At 63.8% G+C, this 22,524-nt stretch carries 19 protein-coding genes and 1 other RNA gene; 9 read left to right on the forward strand and 11 right to left on the reverse strand.

All coding sequences use genetic code 11. The annotated features are described in order from the left end of the window. Positions 1–5: 5 nt before the first annotated feature. The gene (locus GCT13_RS19820; RefSeq protein WP_152760773.1) at positions 6–1,853 is read right to left on the reverse strand and encodes a tetratricopeptide repeat protein; all 1,848 of its coding nucleotides are present in this window, start codon (positions 1,851–1,853) and stop codon (positions 6–8) included. A gap of 125 nt (positions 1,854–1,978) precedes the next feature. Between GCT13_RS19820 and GCT13_RS19825 the strand changes: the two genes are divergently transcribed. The 3 genes from GCT13_RS19825 to GCT13_RS19835 all read left to right on the forward strand — a co-directional run bounded on the left by GCT13_RS19825 (position 1,979) and on the right by GCT13_RS19835 (position 5,276). Then, on the forward strand, positions 1,979–2,335 hold the full coding sequence (locus GCT13_RS19825) for an ArsR/SmtB family transcription factor (RefSeq protein WP_152760774.1): 357 nt from the start codon (positions 1,979–1,981) through the stop codon (positions 2,333–2,335). Beyond that, a complete protein-coding gene (locus GCT13_RS19830) occupies positions 2,332–3,429 on the forward strand; it encodes a cation diffusion facilitator family transporter (protein ID WP_152760776.1) in 1,098 nt (365 codons plus the stop codon). Before GCT13_RS19825 ends, GCT13_RS19830 begins: the two co-directional genes overlap by 4 nt. A gap of 125 nt (positions 3,430–3,554) precedes the next feature. After that, a complete protein-coding gene (locus GCT13_RS19835; protein WP_152760778.1) occupies positions 3,555–5,276 on the forward strand; it encodes an FAD-dependent monooxygenase in 1,722 nt (573 codons plus the stop codon). 76 nt (positions 5,277–5,352) lie between these two features. Here the strand turns inward: GCT13_RS19835 and GCT13_RS19840 are convergent, their stop codons facing one another. From GCT13_RS19840 to GCT13_RS19855, 4 genes are read right to left on the reverse strand one after another with little or no spacing between them, the layout of a single operon-like run. After that, positions 5,353–5,607, reverse strand: coding sequence for a formate dehydrogenase subunit delta (locus tag GCT13_RS19840; protein ID WP_152760780.1), 255 nt, complete (start codon positions 5,605–5,607; stop codon positions 5,353–5,355). Between the two features lie 9 nt (positions 5,608–5,616). Continuing rightward, positions 5,617–8,559: a formate dehydrogenase subunit alpha gene (gene fdhF, locus GCT13_RS19845; RefSeq protein ID WP_152760782.1), complete on the reverse strand. Its 2,943-nt coding sequence runs from the start codon at positions 8,557–8,559 to the stop codon at positions 5,617–5,619. A gap of 14 nt (positions 8,560–8,573) precedes the next feature. Continuing rightward, positions 8,574–10,130: a formate dehydrogenase beta subunit gene (locus tag GCT13_RS19850; RefSeq protein WP_152760784.1), complete on the reverse strand. Its 1,557-nt coding sequence runs from the start codon at positions 10,128–10,130 to the stop codon at positions 8,574–8,576. Further along, positions 10,127–10,672, reverse strand: coding sequence for an NAD(P)H-dependent oxidoreductase subunit E (locus GCT13_RS19855; protein WP_152760786.1), 546 nt, complete (start codon positions 10,670–10,672; stop codon positions 10,127–10,129). The genes GCT13_RS19850 and GCT13_RS19855 overlap by 4 nt, the downstream gene beginning before the upstream one ends. A gap of 92 nt (positions 10,673–10,764) precedes the next feature. On the opposite strand from GCT13_RS19855, the gene GCT13_RS19860 reads away from it, so the two are divergent. Next, on the forward strand, positions 10,765–11,835 hold the full coding sequence (locus tag GCT13_RS19860) for a substrate-binding domain-containing protein (protein ID WP_152760788.1): 1,071 nt from the start codon (positions 10,765–10,767) through the stop codon (positions 11,833–11,835). Between the two features lie 155 nt (positions 11,836–11,990). After that, positions 11,991–12,257, forward strand: coding sequence for a hypothetical protein (locus GCT13_RS19865; RefSeq protein WP_152760790.1), 267 nt, complete (start codon positions 11,991–11,993; stop codon positions 12,255–12,257). 64 nt (positions 12,258–12,321) lie between these two features. Here GCT13_RS19865 and GCT13_RS19870 read toward each other — a convergent pair whose 3' ends face one another. The 6 genes from GCT13_RS19870 to ompA form a co-directional block, all read right to left on the reverse strand. Next, entirely contained in the window at positions 12,322–12,681 is a 360-nt protein-coding gene (locus tag GCT13_RS19870; RefSeq protein ID WP_152760792.1) for a COG4315 family predicted lipoprotein, read from the reverse strand. 200 nt (positions 12,682–12,881) lie between these two features. After that, the gene (locus GCT13_RS19875) at positions 12,882–13,109 is read right to left on the reverse strand and encodes a PAAR domain-containing protein (protein WP_321574485.1); all 228 of its coding nucleotides are present in this window, start codon (positions 13,107–13,109) and stop codon (positions 12,882–12,884) included. A gap of 268 nt (positions 13,110–13,377) precedes the next feature. Beyond that, positions 13,378–13,746: a transfer-messenger RNA gene (ssrA, locus tag GCT13_RS19880) on the reverse strand. A 113-nt stretch (positions 13,747–13,859) separates the two neighbouring features. Further along, complete coding sequence (locus GCT13_RS19885) at positions 13,860–14,573, reverse strand: HAD family hydrolase (protein ID WP_152760796.1); 714 nt, start codon at positions 14,571–14,573, stop codon at positions 13,860–13,862. A gap of 35 nt (positions 14,574–14,608) precedes the next feature. Next, on the reverse strand, positions 14,609–15,307 hold the full coding sequence (gene ubiG / locus GCT13_RS19890; RefSeq protein ID WP_152760798.1) for a bifunctional 2-polyprenyl-6-hydroxyphenol methylase/3-demethylubiquinol 3-O-methyltransferase UbiG: 699 nt from the start codon (positions 15,305–15,307) through the stop codon (positions 14,609–14,611). A 240-nt stretch (positions 15,308–15,547) separates the two neighbouring features. Further along, the gene (gene ompA, locus GCT13_RS19895) at positions 15,548–16,195 is read right to left on the reverse strand and encodes an outer membrane protein OmpA (protein WP_152760800.1); all 648 of its coding nucleotides are present in this window, start codon (positions 16,193–16,195) and stop codon (positions 15,548–15,550) included. A 502-nt stretch (positions 16,196–16,697) separates the two neighbouring features. Between ompA and gyrA the strand changes: the two genes are divergently transcribed. From gyrA to pheA, 4 genes are all read left to right on the forward strand, one after another. Beyond that, positions 16,698–19,325, forward strand: coding sequence for a DNA gyrase subunit A (gyrA, locus tag GCT13_RS19900; RefSeq protein ID WP_152760802.1), 2,628 nt, complete (start codon positions 16,698–16,700; stop codon positions 19,323–19,325). A gap of 116 nt (positions 19,326–19,441) precedes the next feature. Next, positions 19,442–20,047: a DUF2059 domain-containing protein gene (locus tag GCT13_RS19905; RefSeq protein ID WP_152760804.1), complete on the forward strand. Its 606-nt coding sequence runs from the start codon at positions 19,442–19,444 to the stop codon at positions 20,045–20,047. A gap of 213 nt (positions 20,048–20,260) precedes the next feature. After that, entirely contained in the window at positions 20,261–21,343 is a 1,083-nt protein-coding gene (gene serC, locus GCT13_RS19910; RefSeq protein ID WP_152760806.1) for a 3-phosphoserine/phosphohydroxythreonine transaminase, read from the forward strand. Between the two features lie 71 nt (positions 21,344–21,414). Continuing rightward, positions 21,415–22,497 (forward strand): prephenate dehydratase, encoded by a 1,083-nt coding sequence (pheA, locus tag GCT13_RS19915; protein WP_152760808.1) that lies wholly within the window; start codon positions 21,415–21,417, stop codon positions 22,495–22,497. Positions 22,498–22,524 lie beyond the last annotated feature (27 nt).

A 22,524-nucleotide genomic window follows, 5' to 3' on the forward strand; every position in this document is an offset into this window, starting at 1 on the left:
CGCGGTCAACTCCGCAACGCGGCCACTACCTCTTCGACGACATCCGCCCACGCGCCCGGCCGTGGCTGCCGCACGAGACGCGCCGACGGATACCACGGGCTGCGCGGCTCGCCGACAAACCAGCGCCAATCGGCGGCGAACGGCAGCATCAGCCAAAGCGGCCGGTTCAGCGCGCCCGCCAGATGCGCAATCGACGTATCGACCGACACGACGCCGTCGAGCCGTTCGATGATCGCCGCCGTGTCAGCGAAGTCGTGGATGCGCGCATCGAAGCGATGGATGTTCTTGGCGCGCGGGTGCGTGTCGAGCGTCGCGCGCTCGTCGTCGCTGAGTGCGGGCTGCAGCACGATCCAGTCGATGCCGTCGAGCGCGAACAGCGGTTCGAGCGCCTCGAGCGGCAGAGCGCGGTTTTCCTGGCGCTGCGCGCGTCCCGCCCACGCGAGCCCGATCTTGCGCTTCGCGTGTCCGCCGAGCGAACCGCGCCACGCGCGGCGCGACGCGGCGGGCGCATTCAGATAAGGCGCGCGCGCCGGAATCGCATCGAAATCGGTGCCGAGCGCGAACGGCAGGCTCAGCAACGGACACTGCAAGTCGGCGTGCGGACGCTTCGTGCCTTGCGCGATCAACGTGATGCGCCATTGCCGCGCGGTGGGCGCCAGCAGCGAGACGAGCTGCGGCTGCACTTCGAGCACGACATGCGCGGCACGCTGCGCGGCAAGCTCGGCGAAGCGCACGAATTGCAGCGTATCGCCGAAGCCCTGTTCCGCGTGCACGAACAGCGTGCGCCCGGCGATCGGCTCGCCGTTCCAGCGCGGCAGCGCAGTCGCGTTCGGCGACTGCGCCGTATTCTCCAGACGCCATTCGTATTCGGGCAGGCCACGCTTGAAATTGCCGAGCGTGAGCAGCGTCACGCCGCGGTTCATATGCGCGATGGCCAGATCGGGCCGCAGACGCAACGCCTGATCGAACGCGCGAATCGCGGCCTCGTGCGCGCCGAGCGCATGATGCGCGGCGCCCAGGCTCAGCCACGCGAGCGTGAATGTGGGGTCGAGGCCGACCGCGCGTTCGAAACGCGGCCACGCCTCTTCGTGACGGCCGAGCGCGGCGAGCGCGTTGCCCAGCCCAAAGAGCGCGGGCGGCAGATTCGGCTGGAGCGCGAGCGCGGCTTCGAGCGCCGCGACGGCTTCTTGATGCCGACCCGTCGCGTCGAGCGTATTGCCGAGATTGAACTGCGCGGCGACGAAGCGCGGCTCCGCTTCGAGCGCCGCGCGGAAATGCACGATCGCCTTGTCGGCCGAGCCGAGCGCATTGAGCGCCATGCCGAGGTTGTTGTGCGCGCCCGCGTGGCCCGGCCGCAGTTCGAGCGCGCGCTGTAACGAGTCGACGGCTTCGCGATGCCGTCCGAGCGCATGCAACGCATTGCCGAGATTGACGTGCGACGACGCGTCCGTCGGCTGCAGCCGCAAGGACTTCTGGAAGGCGTCGACGGCATCTTCGTGGCGGCCGGCGAGCGCATACGCATTGCCGAGGTTGTAGTGCGCGATCGCGAACGCGGGCGCGAGGGTCAGCGCGTTGCGAAACCGTTCGATTGCCTTGTCGAGCTGGCCGAGCGCCTTCAGCGCATTGCCGAGGTTCAGCTGCAGCGCGGCGTCCTGCGGGCGCAGGTCGGCGGCGCGGCGCACGAGGTCGGCCGCTTCTTCGTGCTGGCCTTGCTGGTGGCGCAGCACGCCGAGCAGGTGCAGCGCGTCGACGTGAGCAGGATCGAGTTCGAGCGTCGCGCGATAGCCGCGCTCTGCGTCGTCGAGCCGGCCGTCACGATGCGCGCTGTACGCGCGATCGAAAAGGGGTTGCATGACGGAGGCGGTGGGGGATGCGGGAAAACGCGCATTCTCCCACACTCGGCGCGCGCACCTTCGACTTGACGCGACAGGTGTTGCTCAATAACATATGAGCACGTGTTCATATGTATGTCCGAATCATGTCAGCCGTTGTGTCTTTCAATGCCGACGACCGCGTCGTCCAGATCGCCGACCTGTTCCGCCTGCTGGGCGACCCGACGCGTCTGCGCATCGTGCTCGCGTGTGTCGACGAGCGCCGCGCGGTGGGCGCGATCGCTGAGTCATTGAAGCTGTCGCCTTCGCTCGTGAGCCATCATCTGCGGCTGCTGCGCGCGGCGCGCATCGTGCGCGCGGAGCGGCAGGGCAAGCAGGTGTTCTACGTGGCAGCCGACCGTCACATCAGCGGCATGCTGGCGGACATGCTCGAACACGTCGCCGAACCTCTCAACGATTCCGTCGGCGAACCGGCCGTCGATCTCGCGCAGGACCACGCATGAAATACAACACCAACACAAACACAAACACCGACACTGCGGCAGTGGAGCATCAGCCAGCGCCCGGCTCGCATGCGCACACGGGCGCATGCGATCACGCGGGCGATGACCACGCGGCGCACGATCACGACCACGACCATGCGCACGCGGATCACGGCAACGCATCGCATGCGCATCATCACGGCCATGGCCATCATCACCATCATCACGCGCCCGTCGCGGGACATGGCCGCGCGTTCGCGCTCGCCGTCGCGCTGAACGTGTTCATCGTCGTCGTGCAAGCGGTCTATGGCGTGCTCGCCAACTCGACGGCGCTGCTCGCCGATGCCGGCCACAATCTCTCGGACGTACTGGGCCTTTTGCTCGCGTGGGGCGCGACGTGGCTCGCGACGCGGCGGCCATCGGCGCGCTTCACGTTCGGCCTCGGCGGCTCGTCGATTCTCGCGAGCCTGCTCAACGCGGGCTTGCTGCTGTTCGCGTGCGGCGTGATCGTCGCGGAAGCGGTCGAGCGTCTGATTCATCCCGCGCCCGTCGCGGGTCTCGACGTGTTCATCGTCGCCGCCGTCGGCATGGTCGTGAACGGCTTCTCGGCGTGGCTCTTCATGCGCGGCCAGGAAGACGACCTGAACATCCGCGGCGCGTTTCTGCACATGGCGGCCGACGCCGCGGTGTCCGCCGCCGTCGCGATCAGCGGTCTCGCGATTCTCTTCACCGGCTGGACCTGGCTCGACCCGGTGATGAGCATCGTCGTGGTCGCGGTGATCGTCTACGGCACGTGGGGACTGCTGCGCGATTCCGTGAGCCTCGCGCTCGATGCGGTGCCGCCCGGCGTCGACGTGCAGAAGATCCGCGACTACCTCGCCGCGCAGCCGGGCGTGATCGACGTGCACGACCTGCACGTGTGGGCGATCTCGACGACGGGCAACGCGCTGTCCGCGCACCTCGTGATACCGGACGGGCATCCGGGCGACAACGTGATCGACGGCATCGTCTGCACGTTGCGCGACGAGTTCGATATGCATCACGCGACGTTGCAGGTCGACATCGGTATGACGCATCACCGCTGTTCGCTGGATCAGGCGCACGGTACGCATTGAGCCCTTGCGCCGCGTGTCTGTTTGATGCGGCGCGTCGTCGGCAATGCCTCAGCGATCGGAATGCGCGGCGTACACTAGGGTCTGTTTGCATAAGACCCTAAGCATGTCCGACAGCGGAGGTCTGCATGACGGGTGCTTCCTTCGACGTGCCGCCCGTGCTGATCGTCGGCGCGGGGCCGACGGGACTCGCGGCGGCCATGAGCCTTGCACGCGCGTGCGTGCCCGTGCGGCTCATCGACAAGGCGCCGCAACCCGATCCCCATTCGCGCGCGATCGGCATTCAGGCGCGCACACTCGAACTGCTGGAACAGCATCGCCTCGTCGAACCGTTTCTCGATCTCGGTCATCGCGCGCGTGCCGCAAATCTCTATTCGAACGGGCAACGCCTTGCGCGGCTCGATTTCGATCCGTTGCAAACACGCTATCCGTATCTGCTGTTCCTCGATCAGTCGATCACGGAGCGCCTGCTGACAGAACACCTCGCGACGTTCGGCGTGCACGTCGAACGCGGCGTCGAACTGACGATGTTCGCGCAGGGCTCGGCGGGCATCAACGCGACGTTGCAGCGCGCGGACGGCCACATCGAGACGCTGCATCCGTCGTACATGATCGCCGCCGACGGCGCGCACAGCGCGATCCGCCATCGGCTCGGCATGAGCTTCGCGGGCAAGACGTTCGAACAGACCTTTCTGCTCGCCGACGCCGAGGTCGATACCGGCTGGTCCGACGACGAGTTCCACATCTTCGCGTCGGGTGCGGGGCTTGCGGGGCTGTTCCCGATGGGCAAGGGCCGGCACCGGTTGATCGCCGATCATCCCGCGATGCCATTGAACGCATCGGCGAGCGGCAACCCGGCTCTGCTCTCGTCGATCCCCGCGCCGACGCTCGACGAGTGCCGGCAGATCGCGAAGAGCCGCATTCACCATCCCATCGCGCTGACGGCACTGTCGTGGTCGAGCTACTTTCACCTGAATAGCCGCATGGTCGAGCAGTTGCGCGCGCAGCGCGTGTTTCTCGCCGGCGATTCAGCGCACGTGCACAGCCCAGCGGGCGCGCAAGGGATGAACACGGGCATCCAGGAAGCGTTCAACCTGGGCTGGAAGCTCGCGCGCGTGCTGAAGGGCGACGCGCCCGACCGTCTGCTCGACACCTATCACCTCGAACGTCATCCCATCGAGCGCGACGTGCTGCGTCAGACGACCTTCGTCACGCATATGGCGGAAGCGGATCATGGTCCGATGAAGCTGCTGCGCGATCGCGTGATGCCCGTGCTGGCCGCGCTCGGACCATTGCGCGATGCCGCGCGGCTCACCGTCAGCGAGCTGTCGGTTCAATACCGGCGCAGTCCGCTGACGCTCGAACGCGTGCTCGACGGCGGTCCGCGCGCAGGCGAGCGCGCGCCCGATGCGCTCGTGCATGTCGTCGATGGACCGCTGGGACGCGCACCCGGCGTCGGCTGCATCTTCGATCTGCACGACCCCGCGTTCTTTTCACTCTTTCTGCTCGTCGATCCGCCCGAAGACGCGGCATCGAACAACGGCAAGCTGCTCCCGCTGTCTCGCAAGCCTGTGCGTGCCGCCGATCTGGACCGTTTCGTCGCGGCCGTCGAAGACCTGCTGCCAGGGGCGGTGCGTATCTGGCGCGTGTCGGATGCGAACGGCGAGGGCGGCGGCCCGTCGCTCAGCGAATCGTTCGGACGCACACGGCCTTCGTTCTATCTGGTGCGGCCCGATGGCTATGTCTGCGCGCGCGGCCGCCCGGGCTCCGACCTGAACGGACTGCTGCGCCATTGCGAAGCGTGGTTCGCGAAAAGCGCGCTGCCCGAGCCGCCGTCGCCGGCGCAGTGACGCCAACAAAAAAGGCGTTCGCATCGGACACGATGCGAACGCCAGGTGCTGTTGCTTCTGCGTGAATGAAAGCGTGCTACGCCGCCGCTGCCTCCTTCGGCGTCAGATCTTCGCGATGCCGGACGAGCGCCTCGCGGACCATCTCATGCAACTCCAGCTCCAAGCCTTCGGGCTTCGAATGAAGCGTGGCCAGTAGCGCGCGACGCATCCGCGGTTCCCAGAAGCGGTGGATATGATCCGCGATGTTGTCGATCGCTTCGTCGCGATCCGGCATCGACTCGAAGAAATCGCCGATCCGGTTTGCCATGTCGACCAGGTTGTGTACGTCCATTGTGTTGCCTCACTTGCCTGACGTGATAGCCGCCAGCTCGCGGTTGCGCAGATGCTCGAGCTGTTCGTTGTTGAAGCGCGAGTAGTCCTTCTGCCATTGCGACGGCTGCTCGACGGGCAGCACCTGCACGGCCGTCACCTTGTACTCGGGGCAGTTGGTCGCCCAGTCGGAGCTTTCCGTCGTGATCACGTTCGCGCCTGATTCGGGGAAGTGGAACGTCGTATAGACCACGCCCGGCTGCATCCGGTCCGACACCTTCGCGCGCAGCACCGTGTAGCCCGCGCGCGATTCGATGCCGACCCAGTCGGCGTCCTTGATTCCGCGATCCTCTGCGTCTTGCGGATGAATCTCCAGGCGGTCCTCTTCGTGCCAGCGCGAGTTCTCCGTGCGGCGCGTCTGTGCGCCGACGTTGTACTGCGACAGGATGCGGCCCGTCGTCAGGATCAGCGGGAACTTCTGCGTGACCTTTTCCGGCGATGCGACGTATCGCGTGATCACGAACTTGCCCTTGCCGCGCACGAACTCATCGATGTGCATCGTCGGCGTGCCTTCCGGCGCGTGTTCGTTGCACGGCCACTGGATGCTGCCCAGCTTGTCGATCTTCTCGAACGACACGCCGTGGAAAGTCGGCGTGAGGCGCGCGATCTCATCCATGATCTGCGAAGGATGCGTGTAGTCCATCTCATAGCCGAGCGCGCGCGAGAGCAGGATCGTCACTTCCCAGTCCGAGTAGCCGGCGAGCGGCGGCATCACCTTGCGCACGCGCGAGATGCGGCGTTCGGCGTTCGTGAACGTGCCGTCCTTTTCGAGGAACGTCGAGCCCGGCAGCAGCACATGCGCGTACTTCGCGGTCTCGTTCAGGAAGATGTCCTGCACGACGATGCATTCCATCGACGACAGCGCCGCGCCCACATGCTGCGTGTTCGGATCGGATTGGACGATGTCTTCGCCCTGGCAATACAGGCCCATGAAGGTGCCGTGAATCGCGGCGTCGAACATGTTCGGAATGCGCAGGCCCGGTTCCGGCTGCAGCGTCACGCCCCATTCGCCTTCGAACAGGGTGCGCGTCACCGTATCGCTGATGTGGCGATAGCCCGGCAGTTCGTGCGGGAACGAGCCCATGTCGCACGAGCCCTGCACGTTGTTCTGGCCGCGCAGCGGATTCACGCCGACGCCTTCGCGGCCGATGTTGCCCGTTGCCATCGCGAGGTTCGCGATGCCCATCACGGTCGTCGAGCCTTGCGCGTGTTCCGTCACGCCGAGGCCGTAGTAGATTGCCGCGTTGCCGCCCGTCGCATAGAGGCGCGCGGCTTCGCGCACGTCCTGCGCCGGCACGCCCGTTACGCTTTCCATCATCTCCGGCGAGTTTTCCGGCAGCGCGACGAAGTCACGCCATTGCTGGAACGCGCGCGTCTCGCAGCGCTCGGCGATGAACGCCTCGTTCAGCAGGCCTTCTGTGACAATTACGTGCGCAAGCGACGTGACGATCGCGACGTTCGTGCCCGGACGCAGTTGCAGATGGTGCGTGGCCTTCACGTGCGCGGTATCGACGATATCGATGCGGCGCGGGTCGATGACGATCAGCTTCGCGCCCTGACGCACGCGGCGCTTCAGACGCGAGCCGAACACCGGGTGGCCGTCCGTCGGATTCGCGCCGATCACGATGATGACGTCGGATTTATCGACGGACGCGAACGTCTGCGTGCCCGCCGATTCACCGAGCGTCGTCTTCAGGCCGTAGCCCGTCGGCGAGTGGCACACGCGCGCGCAGGTGTCGACGTTGTTGTTGCCGAACGCGGCGCGCACGAGCTTCTGCACCAGATACGTTTCTTCGTTCGTGCAGCGCGACGACGTGATGCCGCCGATCGAATCGCGGCCGTACTTCTGCTGGATGCGACGGAACTCCGACGCCGCGTAGCTCAGTGCTTCTTCCCAGCTGACTTCGCGCCACGGATCGGTAATCTTCGCGCGGATCATCGGCTTCTTGATGCGGTCCTTGTGCGTCGCGTAGCCCCATGCAAAGCGTCCCTTCACGCACGCATGGCCTTCGTTTGCCTGGCCGTTCTTGTGCGGCACCATCCGCACGACCTGGTTGCCCTTCATCTCGGCCTTGAACGAGCAGCCGACGCCGCAGTAGGCGCACGTCGTCACGACGGAGTGCTCGGCCTGGCCCATCATCACGATGCTCTTCTCTTGCAGCGTCGCCGTCGGGCATGCCGCGACGCACGCGCCGCACGACACGCACTCCGACTCCATGAACGGCTGGCTCTCGCTCGCGGCGACGCGCGATTCGAAGCCGCGTCCGCTGATGGTCAGCGCGAACGTGCCTTGCGTCTCTTCGCATGCGCGCACGCAGCGGTTGCAGACGATGCACTTCGACGGATCGTAGGTGAAGTACGGATTCGACTCGTCCTTCTCATCCTTCAGGTGATTCGCGCCGTCGAAGCCGTAGCGCACTTCGCGCAGGCCCGTCACGCCCGCCATGTCCTGCAGCTCGCAGTTGCCGTTGGCGGGGCAGGTGAGGCAGTCGAGCGGGTGATCGGAGATGTACAGCTCCATCACGTTGCGGCGCAGGTCCTGCAGGCGATCCGTCTGCGTGCGCACCTTCATGCCCGCTTCGACAGGCGTCGTGCACGATGCGGGATAGCCGCGCCGTCCTTCGATTTCGACGAGACACAGGCGGCACGAGCCGAACGGTTCGAGCGAATCGGTCGCGCACAGCTTCGGGATGTTGACGCCCGCTTCGGCGGCGGCGCGCATCACCGACGTGCCCGCGGGCACCGTGATCGACTCGCCGTCGATTTCGAGCGTCACGTCGACGTCGGAGTGGCGCAGCGGCGTGCCGTAGTCGGTATCGTCGAACGGGCCGCGCTCGTTGCGCAGCGCGCCTGCCTTGCAGGCACAGTTGCCGGAGCCGCAGCCGCCGGACTTGAAGGTGATCGGATCAGACATTGTTGGGCTCCCTGTTACGCCGCCTGTTTCGGCGTCGCGGTTCCGAGACCGAAGTCTTCGGGGAAATGGTCGAGGGCGGAGACGACCGGAAACGGCGTCATGCCGCCCATCGCGCACAGCGAACCGGACACCATCGTGTCGCACAGATCGCGCAGCAACTGCACCTGTTTCGTCGACGTATCGCCGTTGCGGATGCGCTGGATCACTTCGACACCGCGTGTCGAGCCGATCCGGCACGGCGTGCACTTGCCGCACGATTCGAGCGCGCAGAAGTGCATCGCATATTGCGCAAGCTCGGCGAGATTCGACGTGTCGTCGTGAATCACGAGACCGCCGTGACCGACGACGGCGCCGACCTTCGCGTATTCCTCGTAGTCGAGCGGGATGTCCCACTGGCTTTCGGGCAGATACGTGCCGAGCGGGCCGCCGACCTGCACGGCGCGCGCCGGACGGCCGCTTGCCGTGCCGCCGCCGTAGTCGAACATCAGCTCGCGCAGCGTGCAGCCGAACGCGAGCTCGACGAGACCGCCGCGCTTCACGTTGCCCGCGATCTGGAACGGCAGCGTGCCGCGCGAGCGGCCCATGCCGAAGTCCTTGTAGTGCGCCGCGCCCTTCGCGAAGATGATGGGGACGGTCGCGAGCGTGATCACGTTGTTGATCACGGTCGGCTTGCCGAACAGGCCTTCGATTGCGGGCAGCGGCGGCTTCGCGCGTACGATGCCGCGCTTGCCTTCGAGCGATTCGAGCAGCGCCGTTTCCTCGCCGCACACATAGGCGCCCGCACCCTTCGCGACGAACAGCTCGAAGCGATGCGCCGAGCCGAGCACGCTGTCGCCGAGCCAGCCGGCTGCGCGCGCCTTGACGATGGCTTCTTCGAGCGTCGCGATCGAATGCGGATACTCGCTGCGCACATAGATATGGCCGACCGTCGCGCCCGTCACGATGCCCGCGATGATCATCCCTTCGATCAGCACGAACGGATCGCTTTCCATCACGAGGCGATCGGAGAAGGTGCCCGAGTCGCCTTCGTCCGCGTTGCAGACGATGTACTTCTGGTCAGCCTTCGCAGCGCGCACCGTGCGCCACTTGATGCCCGCCGGGAACGCCGCGCCGCCGCGGCCGCGCAGGCCCGATTCGACGAGCGCTTCGACGGCCGCGTCGCCGTTCATCGCGAGCGCGTTGTACAGGCCGACGATGCCGCCGTTCGCGATGTAGTCATCCGTCGAAAGCGGATCGGTAATGCCGATGCGCGCGAACGTCAGGCGCTGCTGCTTCTTCAGATAAGGAATCTCTTCGACGAGGCCGACATGCTTCGCGTGCGCCTTGCCATCGACAAAGCCCGCGTCGAACAGCGACTTCACATCGTCCGCTTCGACATTGGCGTAGCCGACGCGGCCTTCCGGCGTCGCCACTTCGATGAGCGGCTCGAGATACAGCAAGCCGCGCGTGCCGTTGCGCACGAGTTCGATTTCGATGCCGCGTGCTTGCGCTTCATCGGCGATAGCCCGGGCGACGGCGTCCGCGCCGAGCGCCAATGCCGACGAGTCGCGGGGAACGTAGATGCGCGTCATACCGTTTCCTCCACGCGTTTCATTGCGGCTGCGAGCAGCGCGTCGAACTTCTGCGGCGTCACTTTCGCGTGCAGCTCGCCGTTGATCATCATCGCCGGAGACAGCGCGCACTGACCGAGGCAGTAGACCGATTCGAGGCCGACGGCGCCATCGCATGCGTGATCGTGTGCGTCGTGCTTGTGCGCGTCGAAGCGGCAGCCCGTGCGCGCTTCGATGTGCTGCGCGAGCGCTTCCGTGCCCATGCTGCGGCACGCTTCCGCGCGACACAGTTGCACCGTGACGGGCGCCGCCGGCGACTGGCGGAAGTGGTGGTAATAGGTAATCACGCCGTGGACTTCCGCACGCGAGAGGTTCATCGTCCGCGCGAGCGGCGCGACGGTCGCGGGCGGCACGAAGCCGACGTCATCCTGAATGGCATGTAGTACAGCAACCAGCGACATGCCGGGTTGTGCATGACGTCGCACGAGGTCATCTGGTGCTATGGCGGTCGAACGATCCACAGTGGGGCTCCTCCAAAGGCTATATATGCACTTGTTATTCATAAGTCGTGCATCTATGCTTTGCTTGTTTGATATATCAATGCGAACGATAGGCGGGTGTACCGGCTTTCGCAATAGGAACTCCAACTGCATATATGATTCGAATCGAATGCCAGGCGCAGCTGATTGTGCGGGACAGCAACGGCGGAACGTCCAGCCTGACTGACGCTGTGCCGTTGCTTGCGCTCGTCGACCAGACGGGGAGCATTGCGCAGGCCGCTGCGCTTAAGGGTTTGTCCTACCGTCATGCGTGGGGTTTGCTGCGCGCAATCGAGACGCAACTGGGCGGCGCGCTGATCGAAAAGGAACGCGGGCGCGGCTCTGCGCTATCGGAGTTGGGGCAGGCCGTGTTGCGCGCGCAACGACTTTGCGGCGAGCGCCTGGACGGCAACATGCAGGCTCTGGCGAGCGAGGTCGCAAGCGATCTGAACCGCTGGCTCGCACCGCCGGCCAATGATGTGCGCATCCATGCATCGCATGGTTACGCGGTGGCCGCGCTCGTGACGGCGCTCGTCGCCGACGACGTGCCGCTCGACATCAAGTATCGCGACAGTGCCGAAGCGATCACGGCGCTCGCGCGCGGCGAGTGCGATCTGGCGGGCTTTCACCTGCCGCGCGGCGAGTTTCGTGCTGTGTGCGCGGACAAGTATCGGCAGTGGCTCGATCCGCAACGTCATGTGCTCGTGCATCTGACGCGGCGCAAGCAGGGGCTCTTTCTTGCGAAGGGCAATCCGAAACGCATCGAAGGATTGACCGACCTCGCGCGTGACGACATTCGCTTCGTCAACCGGCAGCACGGTTCGGGCACGCGCATGCTGATCGATCTGGCGTTGCGGCGCGTGGGTGTCGATCCGGACCGGATCAACGGCTACGCATCGACGGAGCTGACGCATTCGGCGATCGCGGCGTTCGTGGCGAGCGGGATGGCGGACGTCGGGTTCGGCGTCGAGCCGGCCGCGCATCACTTCGGGCTCGATTTCATTCCCATCGTCGACGAGGACTATTACTTTGCGTGCGATCGTGCGCGGCTCGAACGCGAGCCGCTGACGACGGTCATGACCGTGCTGGGCGGCGACACGTTCCGGCAGAGCGTCGCGCATCTGGAAGGCTACGATCCCGTCGATTGCGGCAGGCTGCTCGAACTGGACGAAGGTCTCGCGGGGTAGGGCGGCGCGCGAGGCAGACGGCTTTCGGCGCACGGGTAAGCGACGGTAATGACGCGTAAAGCCGTGGAGGCTGCGTCGCTGCGCGCTTTGCGCTAATCTCTACGCTTTCGTTACTCAGCCTCATTTCCGCGGCGTTCGTGCCGCGCCGAATCGACATGAAATATCTTGTTCTCGCTTGTGCAGCCGCGCTCACTGCCGGCACGTTGTTTGCCACGATGTCTGTTGCGTTCGCGCAGAATTCGCCCGGCGTGCCGGGCGGCATCCTGAACGACGAGTTCCGTCTGAACGAGCATCCGCAGATGCCGTTCGGCGCGTCGGCTCCGTCGAAGAAGTTCCAAAGCGACAAGCCTACAAAAATGCGCAAGCGCGGCGACAACGGCGATCCGAACGGCTGCAACCTCAAGTGCCCCGAGGATCAATAACCGTTCAGGATTTCGGCTGCGACCGTTGTGCCGCGCGTTGCGTGCCGACGGAAAGGCTGTGTGATTACGGCTTCGCTGTGTGCCACATGTCCTTGAAGCCCTCGCCCTTCATGTCGCCGGGCTTTTCGTCCTTGGCAAAGCGGTAGAGCGGCTTTCCTTTGTACGCCCATTGCTTCTTGCCATCTCCGCCGTCGATCACGGTCCAGTCGCCCGAGGGCTTGTCGGCCGAGTCGGCGACGGCGGCAGGCCAGTACGTCGTGCACCCGCCCGTGCAGGCGCTTTTTCCGGGGGTCGTGTCCTTGTCGAAGGTGTAGAGCGTTCTGCCTTGTTCATCGACGAAACGTCCGTCCATGGTTTTCGGCGGCGCAGCGAAGACAGTCTGCTGAACGGCAAGCGCGGCGATGAGAAGGAGAGTCTTGCGCATGATGCGGCTCCTGTTCTGACGTTGTATATGGAGTTTATGCAATAGGTCGGCATGCGTACGCTGTAATTGCGTGCGCATGGGTTAAACGGTTTGCGAGCCACAATATTCCATGCGTTGTGGGACAGCAACGATTATTGTTTGTCTCGCGGTTGTCAGCGGCGGAGACAATGCAGAGTCCCGCGCGTCAGATCGGCAACTGGTCAGGTTCGGATAAGCGTCGCGCCGCACGTGGTGATGTCGCCGAGGTAGGCCACACGCAGACCGTCGTGCCGGCGTCTGCCGCTGGCGATGATGGGATACTTGCCGCCGCACCGTGGGCACGCGACCAGATGGCCGTCGAGTGCGACGCGGACGCCTTCGTCCGTCAGATCCAACGCTGCCTCGACGATCTTTCCGCCGTGACTGGTGGTGTCGCCGAGGCGGGCCATTGAGTGGTCGTCTATGTCTCTCATGTCTGTTTCTATCGTTTGAGAAGGTTAGTTCTACTGTGCGAATGTCGCGGACCGTCAGAACCGATCGGCTCCCGAGATTTCACGCTATGCCGCGTGAAGCTGGCTATCAGAAAAGGTTGAAAAGAGGGCGGCGTTTGGCCATGCTCCAAGACATGTGCCGCGCCTGGGCGAGGCGCAACAAAAAACCCGCGTAGCCAAGGCTGTCGCGGGTCTCGGGGCAGCGTAGACGCTGCCGGGAAATATGTGGTGGAGGCGGCGGGAATCGAACCCGCGTCCAGAAGTCCTCCACGACTAGTTCTACATGTTTAGTTCTGTCTTTTGATTTAACCGCAGCGACGCGGACGAACACGCTTCGCTACGGCGATTCACTAAATTTTCGACCTTGGCGTCGTGACGCCACCAAGGCTTAACTGACGTATATGACCTCTGGCGGTATTGCTACCGGTCTTGCGACTCTGACCCGTCAGTGAGCCAGGCAGAGGACGGCGGCCTTAGGCTGCCAGTGCGAACGTATCGTCGTTTGCAGTTACGTTTTTCCCATTGATTAACGAGGTGACGGGTCCTCGACATGCCCTAGCCGCTTCGCAACCCCTGTCGAAACCAGGTCGCCCCCACAGAAGGAATAAGCCACATATGTGGCTCAGATGCCATTTTACAATACCGGCTTCCGCGAGTCACGGCCAACGTTCGCGTGATGCCGGCTCGGCGCCGCCGCTCATCGGCGGGTCAGCCGATGTAGCGCAGCAGTTCCAGCAATTCGGCAGGCGAATTCACCACGTGCCTCGCGTGCCATTGAGTTGGCGGAATGTCGTTGCCACAGTAGCCGTACGCGGCGGCCACCGTCACCATGCCGGCGGCAAAGCCCGCCTGCACGTCGCGCAGGTCGTCGCCGACATACACGACCCGCTCGGCCGGCACATCCAGTTCCTTCGCGGCGTGCAGCAGCGGCGCGGGATGCGGCTTCGAGTGCGGCGTGGTGTCGCCGCTTACGACGCATCCCGCGCGCGTATCCAGCCCCAGTTGCGCGACGAGCGGCTCGGTCAGCCGCGCGACCTTGTTCGTCACGATGCCCCAGCGCACGCCGCGCGCATCGAGTTCGTCGAGTATGTCGCCGATGCCGGGAAAGAGAGTGGTCTCGATGCACAGGTCGGCTTCGTAGTTCGCCAGAAACTCCTCGCGCATCGACGAGTAGTCGTGATGCTCGGGCCCGATGCCGAACGCGCCGCCCAGGAGCCCGCGTGCGCCGGCGGACGCGAGCGGACGCAAGTGCTCGAGCGGCACCATCTCGAGGCCGCGCTCGTGGCGCATCTTGTTGACGGCGGCAGCGAGGTCGGGCGCGGTGTCCGCGAGCGTGCCGTCGAGATCGAACAGGATGCCTTGGCAGAGACCGATCGACGCGTCTTCGTCTTCTCGTTGTGGCAGGGGCGTGGGATCGCTCATTGATGTAGGCGCAAGGCGCGAAAAAGGCAGGTGGCTCAGGCGTCGCGGCGGCAGGCGAGCATGTAGTTGACGTCGGTATCGCTCGATAGGCCGAAGTGACGGGTGAGCGGGTTGTACGTGATGCCCTTGATGTCGGCCGTTCGCAGGTCCGCCACGCGCGCGAAGCCCGCGAGCTCCGACGGACGGATGAAGCGGGCGTAGTCATGCGTGCCCTTTGGCAGCATGCGCGCGAGGTACTCCGCGCCGATCACGGCCAGAAGATACGACTTGACGTTACGGTTGAGCGTCGAAAAGAACACCCAGCCGCCGGGTTTGACCAGCGTCTTGCACGCCTCGACGACCTTCGATGGATCGGGCACGTGCTCAAGCATTTCCATGCATGTCACGACGTCGAACGAGGCCTGTTCGCGGGCCGCAAGCGCCTCGGCGGCGATTTCCTCGTAATTTACGGTTACACCACTTTCAAGGCTGTGAAGGTCTGCGACGCCCAAAGCTTCGTGAGAAAGGTCGATTCCCTTCACATCGGCGCCCAAAGTGGCCATCGATTCGGACAGGATGCCACCGCCGCAGCCAATATCGAGCACACGCTTGCCCGCGAGATGCGCATGCGAGTCGATCCAGTTGAGCCGCACCGGATTCAGTTCGTGCAGAGGTTTGAATTCGGCGTTCGGGTCCCACCAGCGATGCGCTAGATCGCTGAATTTCTGCAGTTCGTGGGGATCGGCGTTGGTCATAACGGATGCGGCCTCGAAGGCTGAAAAGCACGGTGGATCGGAGAAACCCTGAGTATATAGGGCCGCGAACAGGGCGGCAAAAGCGGCTGACGCGGCGCGGCTTCCCGCTGCCGTTGCATCTCTCTCCGTGTGGTCGGGCGCCTGTCCAGGCGCCCGTTGGCGCCCGCGCCAAATGACATAAACAAGGCATAAAAAAAGCCCCGCTGGAGCGGGGCTTCGACACTGCGGTAATTTTGTAGTTTACTGCTTCGAAGTACCGACAACTTCGACTTCCACGCGACGATCCGGTGCGAGGCAGGCGATGAGCTGCTTGCGGTTCTTCTGGTTGCAGCCCGTCGTGACCGGGTTGCGCTTGCCCTTGCCTTCCGTGTAGATGCGGTTGGCTTCGATACCCTTGCTGACCAGGTATGCCTTGACAGCTTGTGCACGACGCAGCGACAGACGGTCGTTGTACTTGTCCGAACCGATGCGGTCGGTGTAGCCCGTGGCCACGACGACTTCCAGGTTCAGGCCTTGAATCTTCGATGCCAGGTCATCCAGCTTTTCCTTGCCAGCCGGCTTCAGGATTGCCTTGTCGAAGTCGAACAGGGCATCAGCCTGATACGTGATCTTCTGGCTGGTGATAGCCGGAGCTGCCGGCGGCGGAGCCGGCGGGGTCGGTGCTTGTGCGACCAGTGCGCCATCGCACTTTGCGTTAGCCGTTGCCGGCGTCCAGAACGCATCGCGCCAGCAAAGCTCGTTCGTGCCGTTCATCCACACGTATTCGCCGGTGCCGTTCACCCAGTTGTCGTTCGTGGCTTGTCGCGACGCCGGCACCGACTGTGCCGAAGCGGATGCAGCCATAACTGCGGTAGCTGCAATGAACGCGAGCTTTGAAAGTTTATTCATATTTCTCCTCTCGAAATTGAGATTACCGCAGGTTTACTGCGAGCCTGTTGACGAAGACCAGTCATACATTGCTCGAAGTATAACATCGGTGCGGAACAAAAGACGCTGTGTGTAGACTTCGAGCAGTGTCTAACTTTGTGCGTTCGCATTTTGCCATATCGTTCCCTTCCGACGATAAAAAAATCCTCCCCCTACAGATACGCACGGTCGAATGTGGTGCATGCGCAACAAAAGGTGCCATGTTCGCCAGGAGCCCGCCGGAGGCGGCTCGGCGCGGCTTGGCGGGGAGCATTTTCCGGGCCCGGCCATGGCGCACGCGAGGCGCTTCCAGGTGCTGTTTTCGCGTGTCCTACTAATAGGTATACGCACGTCGTCGGGAGCGGTTGCGCCGCATGTTAGAATCGCGTGATGCGCTGCGCTCGCAGACGCATAGGGGTAGGCCCAAGCGGTGAGGCGAAAAACGCGTGTCCCTCATCGTCTTCGCGCGTAAACGATACGGACAATGGATCAATTCGCCAAAGAGACTCTGCCAATCTCCCTAGAGGAGGAAATGCGCCGCTCGTATATCGAGTACGCGATGAGCGTGATCGTAGGGCGCGCGCTTCCCGATGTCCGCGATGGTCTGAAGCCGGTTCACCGGCGCGTGCTCTACGCGATGCACGAGCTGAACAACGACTGGAATCGGGCATACAAGAAATCGGCGCGTATCGTCGGCGACGTGATCGGTAAATACCATCCGCACGGCGACTCGGCTGTATACGACACGATCGTGCGCATGGCGCAGGATTTTTCGCTGCGCTATATGCTCGTCGATGGACAAGGCAATTTCGGGTCAGTCGACGGCGACAACGCCGCGGCGATGCGTTACACCGAAATCCGCATGGCGAAGATCGGCCACGAGCTGCTCGCCGACATCGATAAGGAAACAGTCGACTTCCAGCCGAACTACGACGGCAGCGAGAACGAACCGTCCATTCTGCCTTCGCGCATTCCCAATCTGCTGATCAACGGCTCGTCGGGCATTGCAGTGGGCATGGCGACGAACATTCCGCCGCACAATCTGAGCGAAATCGTCGATGCCTGCCATCACCTTCTGAAGAATCCGGAATCGACGATCGACGAGCTGATCGAGATCGTGCCCGCGCCGGATTTCCCGACGGCGGGCATCATCTACGGCGTCGCCGGCGTGCGCGACGGCTATCGCACGGGCCGCGGGCGCGTGGTGATGCGCGCCGCGACGCACTTCGAAGAGATCGACCGCGGTCAGCGCATGGCGATCATCGTCGACGAGCTGCCGTATCAGGTGAACAAGCGCTCGCTGCTCGAGCGGATCGCCGAGCTGGTGAATGAGAAAAAGCTCGAAGGCATTTCTGACATTCGCGACGAATCCGACAAGAGCGGCATGCGTGTCGTGATCGAGCTGAAGCGCGGCGAAGTACCTGAGGTCATTCTCAACAATCTTTATAAGGCGACGCAGCTCCAGGACACGTTCGGCATGAACATGGTCGCGCTGGTCGACGGCCAGCCGAAGCTGCTGAACCTGAAGGAAATGCTCACGCATTTCCTGTCGCATCGTCGCGAAGTGCTGACGCGGCGCACCGTGTACGAGCTGCGCAAGGCGCGCGAACGCGGCCACGTGCTCGAAGGTCTTGCTGTCGCGCTTGCCAACATCGACGAGTTCATCGCGATCATCAAGGCCGCGCCCACGCCGCCGATCGCGAAGCAGGAGCTGATGGACCGCTCGTGGGATTCGACGACCGTGCGCGACATGCTGCAGCGTGCGGAAGCAGACGCGGCGTCGTCCGGCGGTCGCGCGGCGTACCGCCCGGAAGGGCTGAACCCCGCGTACGGCATGCAGACCGACGGCCTCTACCGTCTGTCGGATACGCAGGCTCAGGAAATTCTCCAGATGCGCCTGCAACGTCTGACGGGCCTGGAGCAGGACAAGATCATCAGCGAGTACCGCGACGTGATGGCGCAGATCGCCGACCTGCTGGACATCCTGGCGCGCCCCGAGCGCATAACTGCGATCATCTTCGACGAACTCACGTCGATCAAGAGCGAATTCGGCGATGAGCGCCGCTCGAAGATCGAAATGAACGCGACGGAGCTGAACACCGAAGACCTGATCACGCCGCAGGACATGGTCGTGACGATGTCGCATGCCGGTTACGTGAAATCGCAGCCGTTGTCCGAATATCGCGCCCAGAAGCGCGGAGGTCGCGGCAAACAGGCGACGCAGATGAAGGACGACGACTGGATCGACACGCTCTTCATCGCGAACACGCACGATCACATCCTGTGCTTCTCGAATCGCGGCCGCGTCTACTGGCTGAAGGTCTATGAAGTGCCGCAAGGTTCGCGCAACTCGCGCGGCCGTCCGATCGTCAACATGTTCCCGCTACAGGAAGGCGAGAAGATCACGGTGGTTCTGCCCGTCAAGGAATTTTCGGCGGACAAGTTCGTTTTCATGGCGACGGCGCTCGGCACCGTCAAGAAGACGCCGCTCGAACAGTTCAGCCGTCCGCTGAAGAAGGGCATCATCGCGGTCGGTCTGGACGACGGTGATTACCTGATCGGCGCGGCGATCACCGACGGCGAGCACGACGTGATGCTGTTCTCGGATTCGGGCAAGGCAGTCCGGTTCGACGAAAATGACGTTCGTCCGATGGGGCGCGAGGCGCGCGGTGTGCGCGGCATGCAACTCGAAGACGGCCAGCAGGTGATCGCGTTGCTCGTCGCCGGTGACGAACAGCAGTCGGTGCTGACGGCAACGGAAAACGGCTACGGCAAACGCACGCCGATCACGGAGTACACGCGCCACGGCCGCGGCACGAAGGGCATGATCGCGATCCAGACGTCCGAGCGCAACGGCAAGGTGGTCGCCGCGACGCTGGCCGATCCGGAATCGCAGATCATGCTGATTACCAACACGGGCGTGCTGATTCGTACGCGCGTGTCGGAAATTCGAGAAATGGGCCGTGCAACGCAAGGTGTTACACTCATCAGCCTTGATGAAGGCACCAAGCTTTCCGGTCTGCAACAGATTGCCGAAGCGGAAGCTGACGTGGACGGCGACGCCGACACTTCCGCCGACGAAGCAGGCGACACCAACGGCGAAGCGTCCTGATCCGCACCGAAGCTTCTCAAGTCATGCGTGTGACCGCGCAGGCCACATAGGCGCATCGGGTCGATGCGCCGCCTGCGCGGCAAACCAGTTAGGTTAATTTCTCTTAGGGAGTAGTGATGCAAAAACGATTCAAGCAGTTGATGGTTCTGGCCGCTTTCGTGCCGACCCTGGCGATGGCGCAAGCGCTGCAAAACCAGCAGCCGGCTCCGGCTGCCCCGGCTGCCGCTGCCCCGGTCGACCCCGCGAAGCAAGCCGCCATCAAGGATCTGCTGGATGCGATCGACGCGCAGAAGCTGGTCGGCGCGATCGGCAACAGCGCGCAGATGCAGGCCAAGCAACTGGTTCCGGCGATCCTGTCGGACGCGCTGTCGGAAAACAAGACGATGACGGACAAGCAAAAGCAGGCTTCCGTTCCGTCGCTGCAGAAGAACGCCGTGCCGAAGCTGGTTGACTCGGCAGGCCAGGTCTTCGCAACGGACGCATTCAAGCAGGACGCGATGCAAGCTCAGTACGACGCCTACGCGAAGTACTACAGCGTGCAGGAAATCAAGGACCTGACGACGTTCTACAAGAGCCCGACGGGCCGCAAGTTCATCCAGGTTCAAGACCAGGTTGGCCGCGACGTCGTGAACGGCCTGATGCAGAAGTACATGCCGCAATCGATCAAGGCGACGCGCGACCAGGCCGACAAGGAAGTCGCTTCCGTCAAGCCGGCGAAGTAAGCAGGTCGAACGAGGCTGAACGACGTTCGAAGCGCATCACACAGGCGGCGGCCGAAGGAATTCGTTGAATCCCCTTGAATCGCCGCGGTTTGGCGGGTTTTTAGCGTCAATGCGATAATGGCCGTTTGCGCTTGAGCGCAGACGGCCATTTTCTTTCAGGCGCGGTTTCCGGTTCTTTCCTACGCCGCGCGCCTGCCTTCCGGGGTTCTCACGATGCGCGTGTTCAATTTCTCCGCCGGTCCGGCGGCCATGCCCGAAGACGTGCTGCGCCAGGCAGCCGACGAAATGCTCGATTGGCGCGGCAGCGGCATGAGCGTGATGGAAATGAGCCATCGCGGCAAAGAGTTCATGACGATCCACGAAGAGGCGCTGACCGATCTGCGCGATTTGCTTCAGGTGCCGTCCAGCCACCAGATCCTCTTCCTGCAAGGCGGCGGGCTCGGCGAAAACGCAATCGTGCCGATGAACCTGATGGGCCGCAAGGCGCGTGCCGACTTCGTCGTGACGGGTTCGTGGTCGCAGAAATCTTTCAAGGAAGCGCAGAAATACGGCACGGCGAATCTGGCCGCCAGCGGCGAAACGCCCGAAGGCTTCACGCGCGTCCCGCCGCGTGCCGAGTGGAAGCTGTCCGACGATCCCGCCTACGTGCACCTGTGCACGAACGAGACGATTCATGGCGTCGAGACGTTCGAGATTCCCGATCTCGGCGACATTCCGCTCGTTGCGGACGCGTCGTCGCACATCCTGTCGCGCCCGATGGACATCGCCAAATACGGCGTGCTGTTCGGCGGCGCGCAGAAGAACATCGGCATGGCGGGCGTGACCGTCGTGATCGTGCGCGAAGACCTGCTGGACCGTTCGATGACCATCTGTCCGTCGGCGTTCGAGTGGAAGACGGTCGCGCTGAACAATTCGATGTACAACACACCGCCCACGTATGCGATCTACATCGCCGGGCTCGTGTTCAAGTGGTTGAAGAAGCAGGGCGGTCTGAAGGCGATCGAGGCACGCAACGTCGAGAAGGCGAAGCTGCTGTACGACACCATCGATTCGAGCCGCTTCTATCTGAACAAGGTCGAGCGCAACGCGCGGTCGCGGATGAACGTACCGTTTTTCCTCGCAGACGAGTCGCGCAATGAAGATTTCCTGGCCGGCGCGAAAGCGCGCGGGCTGGTGCAGCTGAAGGGCCACAAGTCCGTCGGCGGCATGCGGGCGTCGATTTACAACGCGGTGCCACTCGAAGGCGTCAAAGCGCTTGTCGAGTACATGAGGGAATTCGAACAGCGCAGCGCGTGATCCTTCGGGATACGGCGCGCGCATCCTTTCCGAACTGGCCCATACAGGACCCGAAGGGGCCCTTTAGAAGCATGGACGACGAACTCAATTCCCAACTCAAACCGCTGCGCGACCGGATCGACGCGATCGACGCGCAGCTCATCGCGCTGCTGAATCAACGCGCGGCCGTCGCGCTCGAAGTCGGCGAGGTGAAGAAGCACTTCAACGCGCCCGTGTTTCGTCCGGAGCGCGAGCAGCAGGTGATCGCGCGTCTGCAGGATATGAGTCAGGGCCCGCTTGCCGGCGAGCACATCGACGCGATCTGGCGCGAGATCATGGCCGCGAGCCGCGCGCTGGAAAAGAACCTCACGGCCGCATATCTCGGGCCGGCGGGCACCTACAGCGAACAGGCGATGCACGAATACTTCGGCCAGTCGATCGAAGGGCTGCCGTGTTCGTCGATCGACGAAGTGTTCCGCTCGGTCGAAGCGGGCGGCGCGGAATTCGGCGTCGTGCCCATCGAAAACTCGACGGAAGGCGCGGTGTCGCGCACGCTCGATCTGCTGCTGCAAACGCAGTTGCTGATCGGCGGCGAACTTGCCTTGCCGGTCCACCACAATCTGCTGACGCTCGACGGCGCGCTGACGGGCGTGACCCGCGTATGCGCGCACGCGCAGGCGCTGGCGCAGTGCCAGCGCTGGCTGTCCACGCACGCGCCGCATGTCGAGCGCCAGGCCGTGTCGAGCAACGCCGAAGCCGCGCGGATGGCGGCGGAAGACCCGAGCATCGCGGCCATCGCCGGCGACCGCGCGGCGACCCAGTATGGTCTGCAAGTCACTTACGCGCTGATCCAGGACGACCCGCACAACCGCACCCGCTTCGTGATGATCGGCAAGGAGCCGACGGGCGCAAGCGGCTACGACAAGACGTCGCTGATCGTGTCGGTGGCGAACGAACCCGGCGCCGTGTTCAAGCTGCTGGAGCCGCTCGCGCGGCACGGCGTGTCGATGACGCGCTTCGAATCGCGTCCGGCGCGCGTCGGCACGTGGGAGTACTACTTCTACATCGACGTCGAAGGCCATCGCGACGATGCGCCCGTTGCGGCCGCGCTTGCCGAGCTCGGCCAGAAAGCGGCCTTCCTGAAGATTCTCGGCTCGTATCCGCGCGCCCGCTGATACGCGGCATTCGATTCCGATCCAACC

This window comes from Paraburkholderia franconis (genome assembly GCF_009362735.1).
Lineage (GTDB): Bacteria > Pseudomonadota > Gammaproteobacteria > Burkholderiales > Burkholderiaceae > Paraburkholderia > Paraburkholderia franconis.

Excerpts from the sequence above, each read along its gene's own strand:
- GCT13_RS19850 (WP_152760784.1), bottom strand. The coding sequence starts at position 10,130 with ATGACGCGCATCTACGTTCCCCGCGACTCGTCGGCATTGGCGCTCGGC.
- pheA (WP_152760808.1), top strand. The coding sequence starts at position 21,415 with ATGGACGACGAACTCAATTCCCAACTCAAACCGCTGCGCGACCGGATC.
- GCT13_RS19905 (WP_152760804.1), top strand. The coding sequence starts at position 19,442 with ATGCAAAAACGATTCAAGCAGTTGATGGTTCTGGCCGCTTTCGTGCCG.
- fdhF (WP_152760782.1), bottom strand. The coding sequence starts at position 8,559 with ATGTCTGATCCGATCACCTTCAAGTCCGGCGGCTGCGGCTCCGGCAAC.
- ompA (WP_152760800.1), bottom strand. The coding sequence starts at position 16,195 with ATGAATAAACTTTCAAAGCTCGCGTTCATTGCAGCTACCGCAGTTATG.
- gyrA (WP_152760802.1), top strand. The coding sequence starts at position 16,698 with ATGGATCAATTCGCCAAAGAGACTCTGCCAATCTCCCTAGAGGAGGAA.
- GCT13_RS19835 (WP_152760778.1), top strand. The coding sequence starts at position 3,555 with ATGACGGGTGCTTCCTTCGACGTGCCGCCCGTGCTGATCGTCGGCGCG.
- GCT13_RS19855 (WP_152760786.1), bottom strand. The coding sequence starts at position 10,672 with ATGAATAACAAGTGCATATATAGCCTTTGGAGGAGCCCCACTGTGGAT.
- GCT13_RS19865 (WP_152760790.1), top strand. The coding sequence starts at position 11,991 with ATGAAATATCTTGTTCTCGCTTGTGCAGCCGCGCTCACTGCCGGCACG.
- GCT13_RS19860 (WP_152760788.1), top strand. The coding sequence starts at position 10,765 with ATGATTCGAATCGAATGCCAGGCGCAGCTGATTGTGCGGGACAGCAAC.
- GCT13_RS19870 (WP_152760792.1), bottom strand. The coding sequence starts at position 12,681 with ATGCGCAAGACTCTCCTTCTCATCGCCGCGCTTGCCGTTCAGCAGACT.
- serC (WP_152760806.1), top strand. The coding sequence starts at position 20,261 with ATGCGCGTGTTCAATTTCTCCGCCGGTCCGGCGGCCATGCCCGAAGAC.
- GCT13_RS19820 (WP_152760773.1), bottom strand. The coding sequence starts at position 1,853 with ATGCAACCCCTTTTCGATCGCGCGTACAGCGCGCATCGTGACGGCCGG.
- GCT13_RS19875 (WP_321574485.1), bottom strand. The coding sequence starts at position 13,109 with ATGGCCCGCCTCGGCGACACCACCAGTCACGGCGGAAAGATCGTCGAG.
- GCT13_RS19830 (WP_152760776.1), top strand. The coding sequence starts at position 2,332 with ATGAAATACAACACCAACACAAACACAAACACCGACACTGCGGCAGTG.
- GCT13_RS19840 (WP_152760780.1), bottom strand. The coding sequence starts at position 5,607 with ATGGACGTACACAACCTGGTCGACATGGCAAACCGGATCGGCGATTTC.
- GCT13_RS19825 (WP_152760774.1), top strand. The coding sequence starts at position 1,979 with ATGTCAGCCGTTGTGTCTTTCAATGCCGACGACCGCGTCGTCCAGATC.
- ubiG (WP_152760798.1), bottom strand. The coding sequence starts at position 15,307 with ATGACCAACGCCGATCCCCACGAACTGCAGAAATTCAGCGATCTAGCG.
- GCT13_RS19885 (WP_152760796.1), bottom strand. The coding sequence starts at position 14,573 with ATGAGCGATCCCACGCCCCTGCCACAACGAGAAGACGAAGACGCGTCG.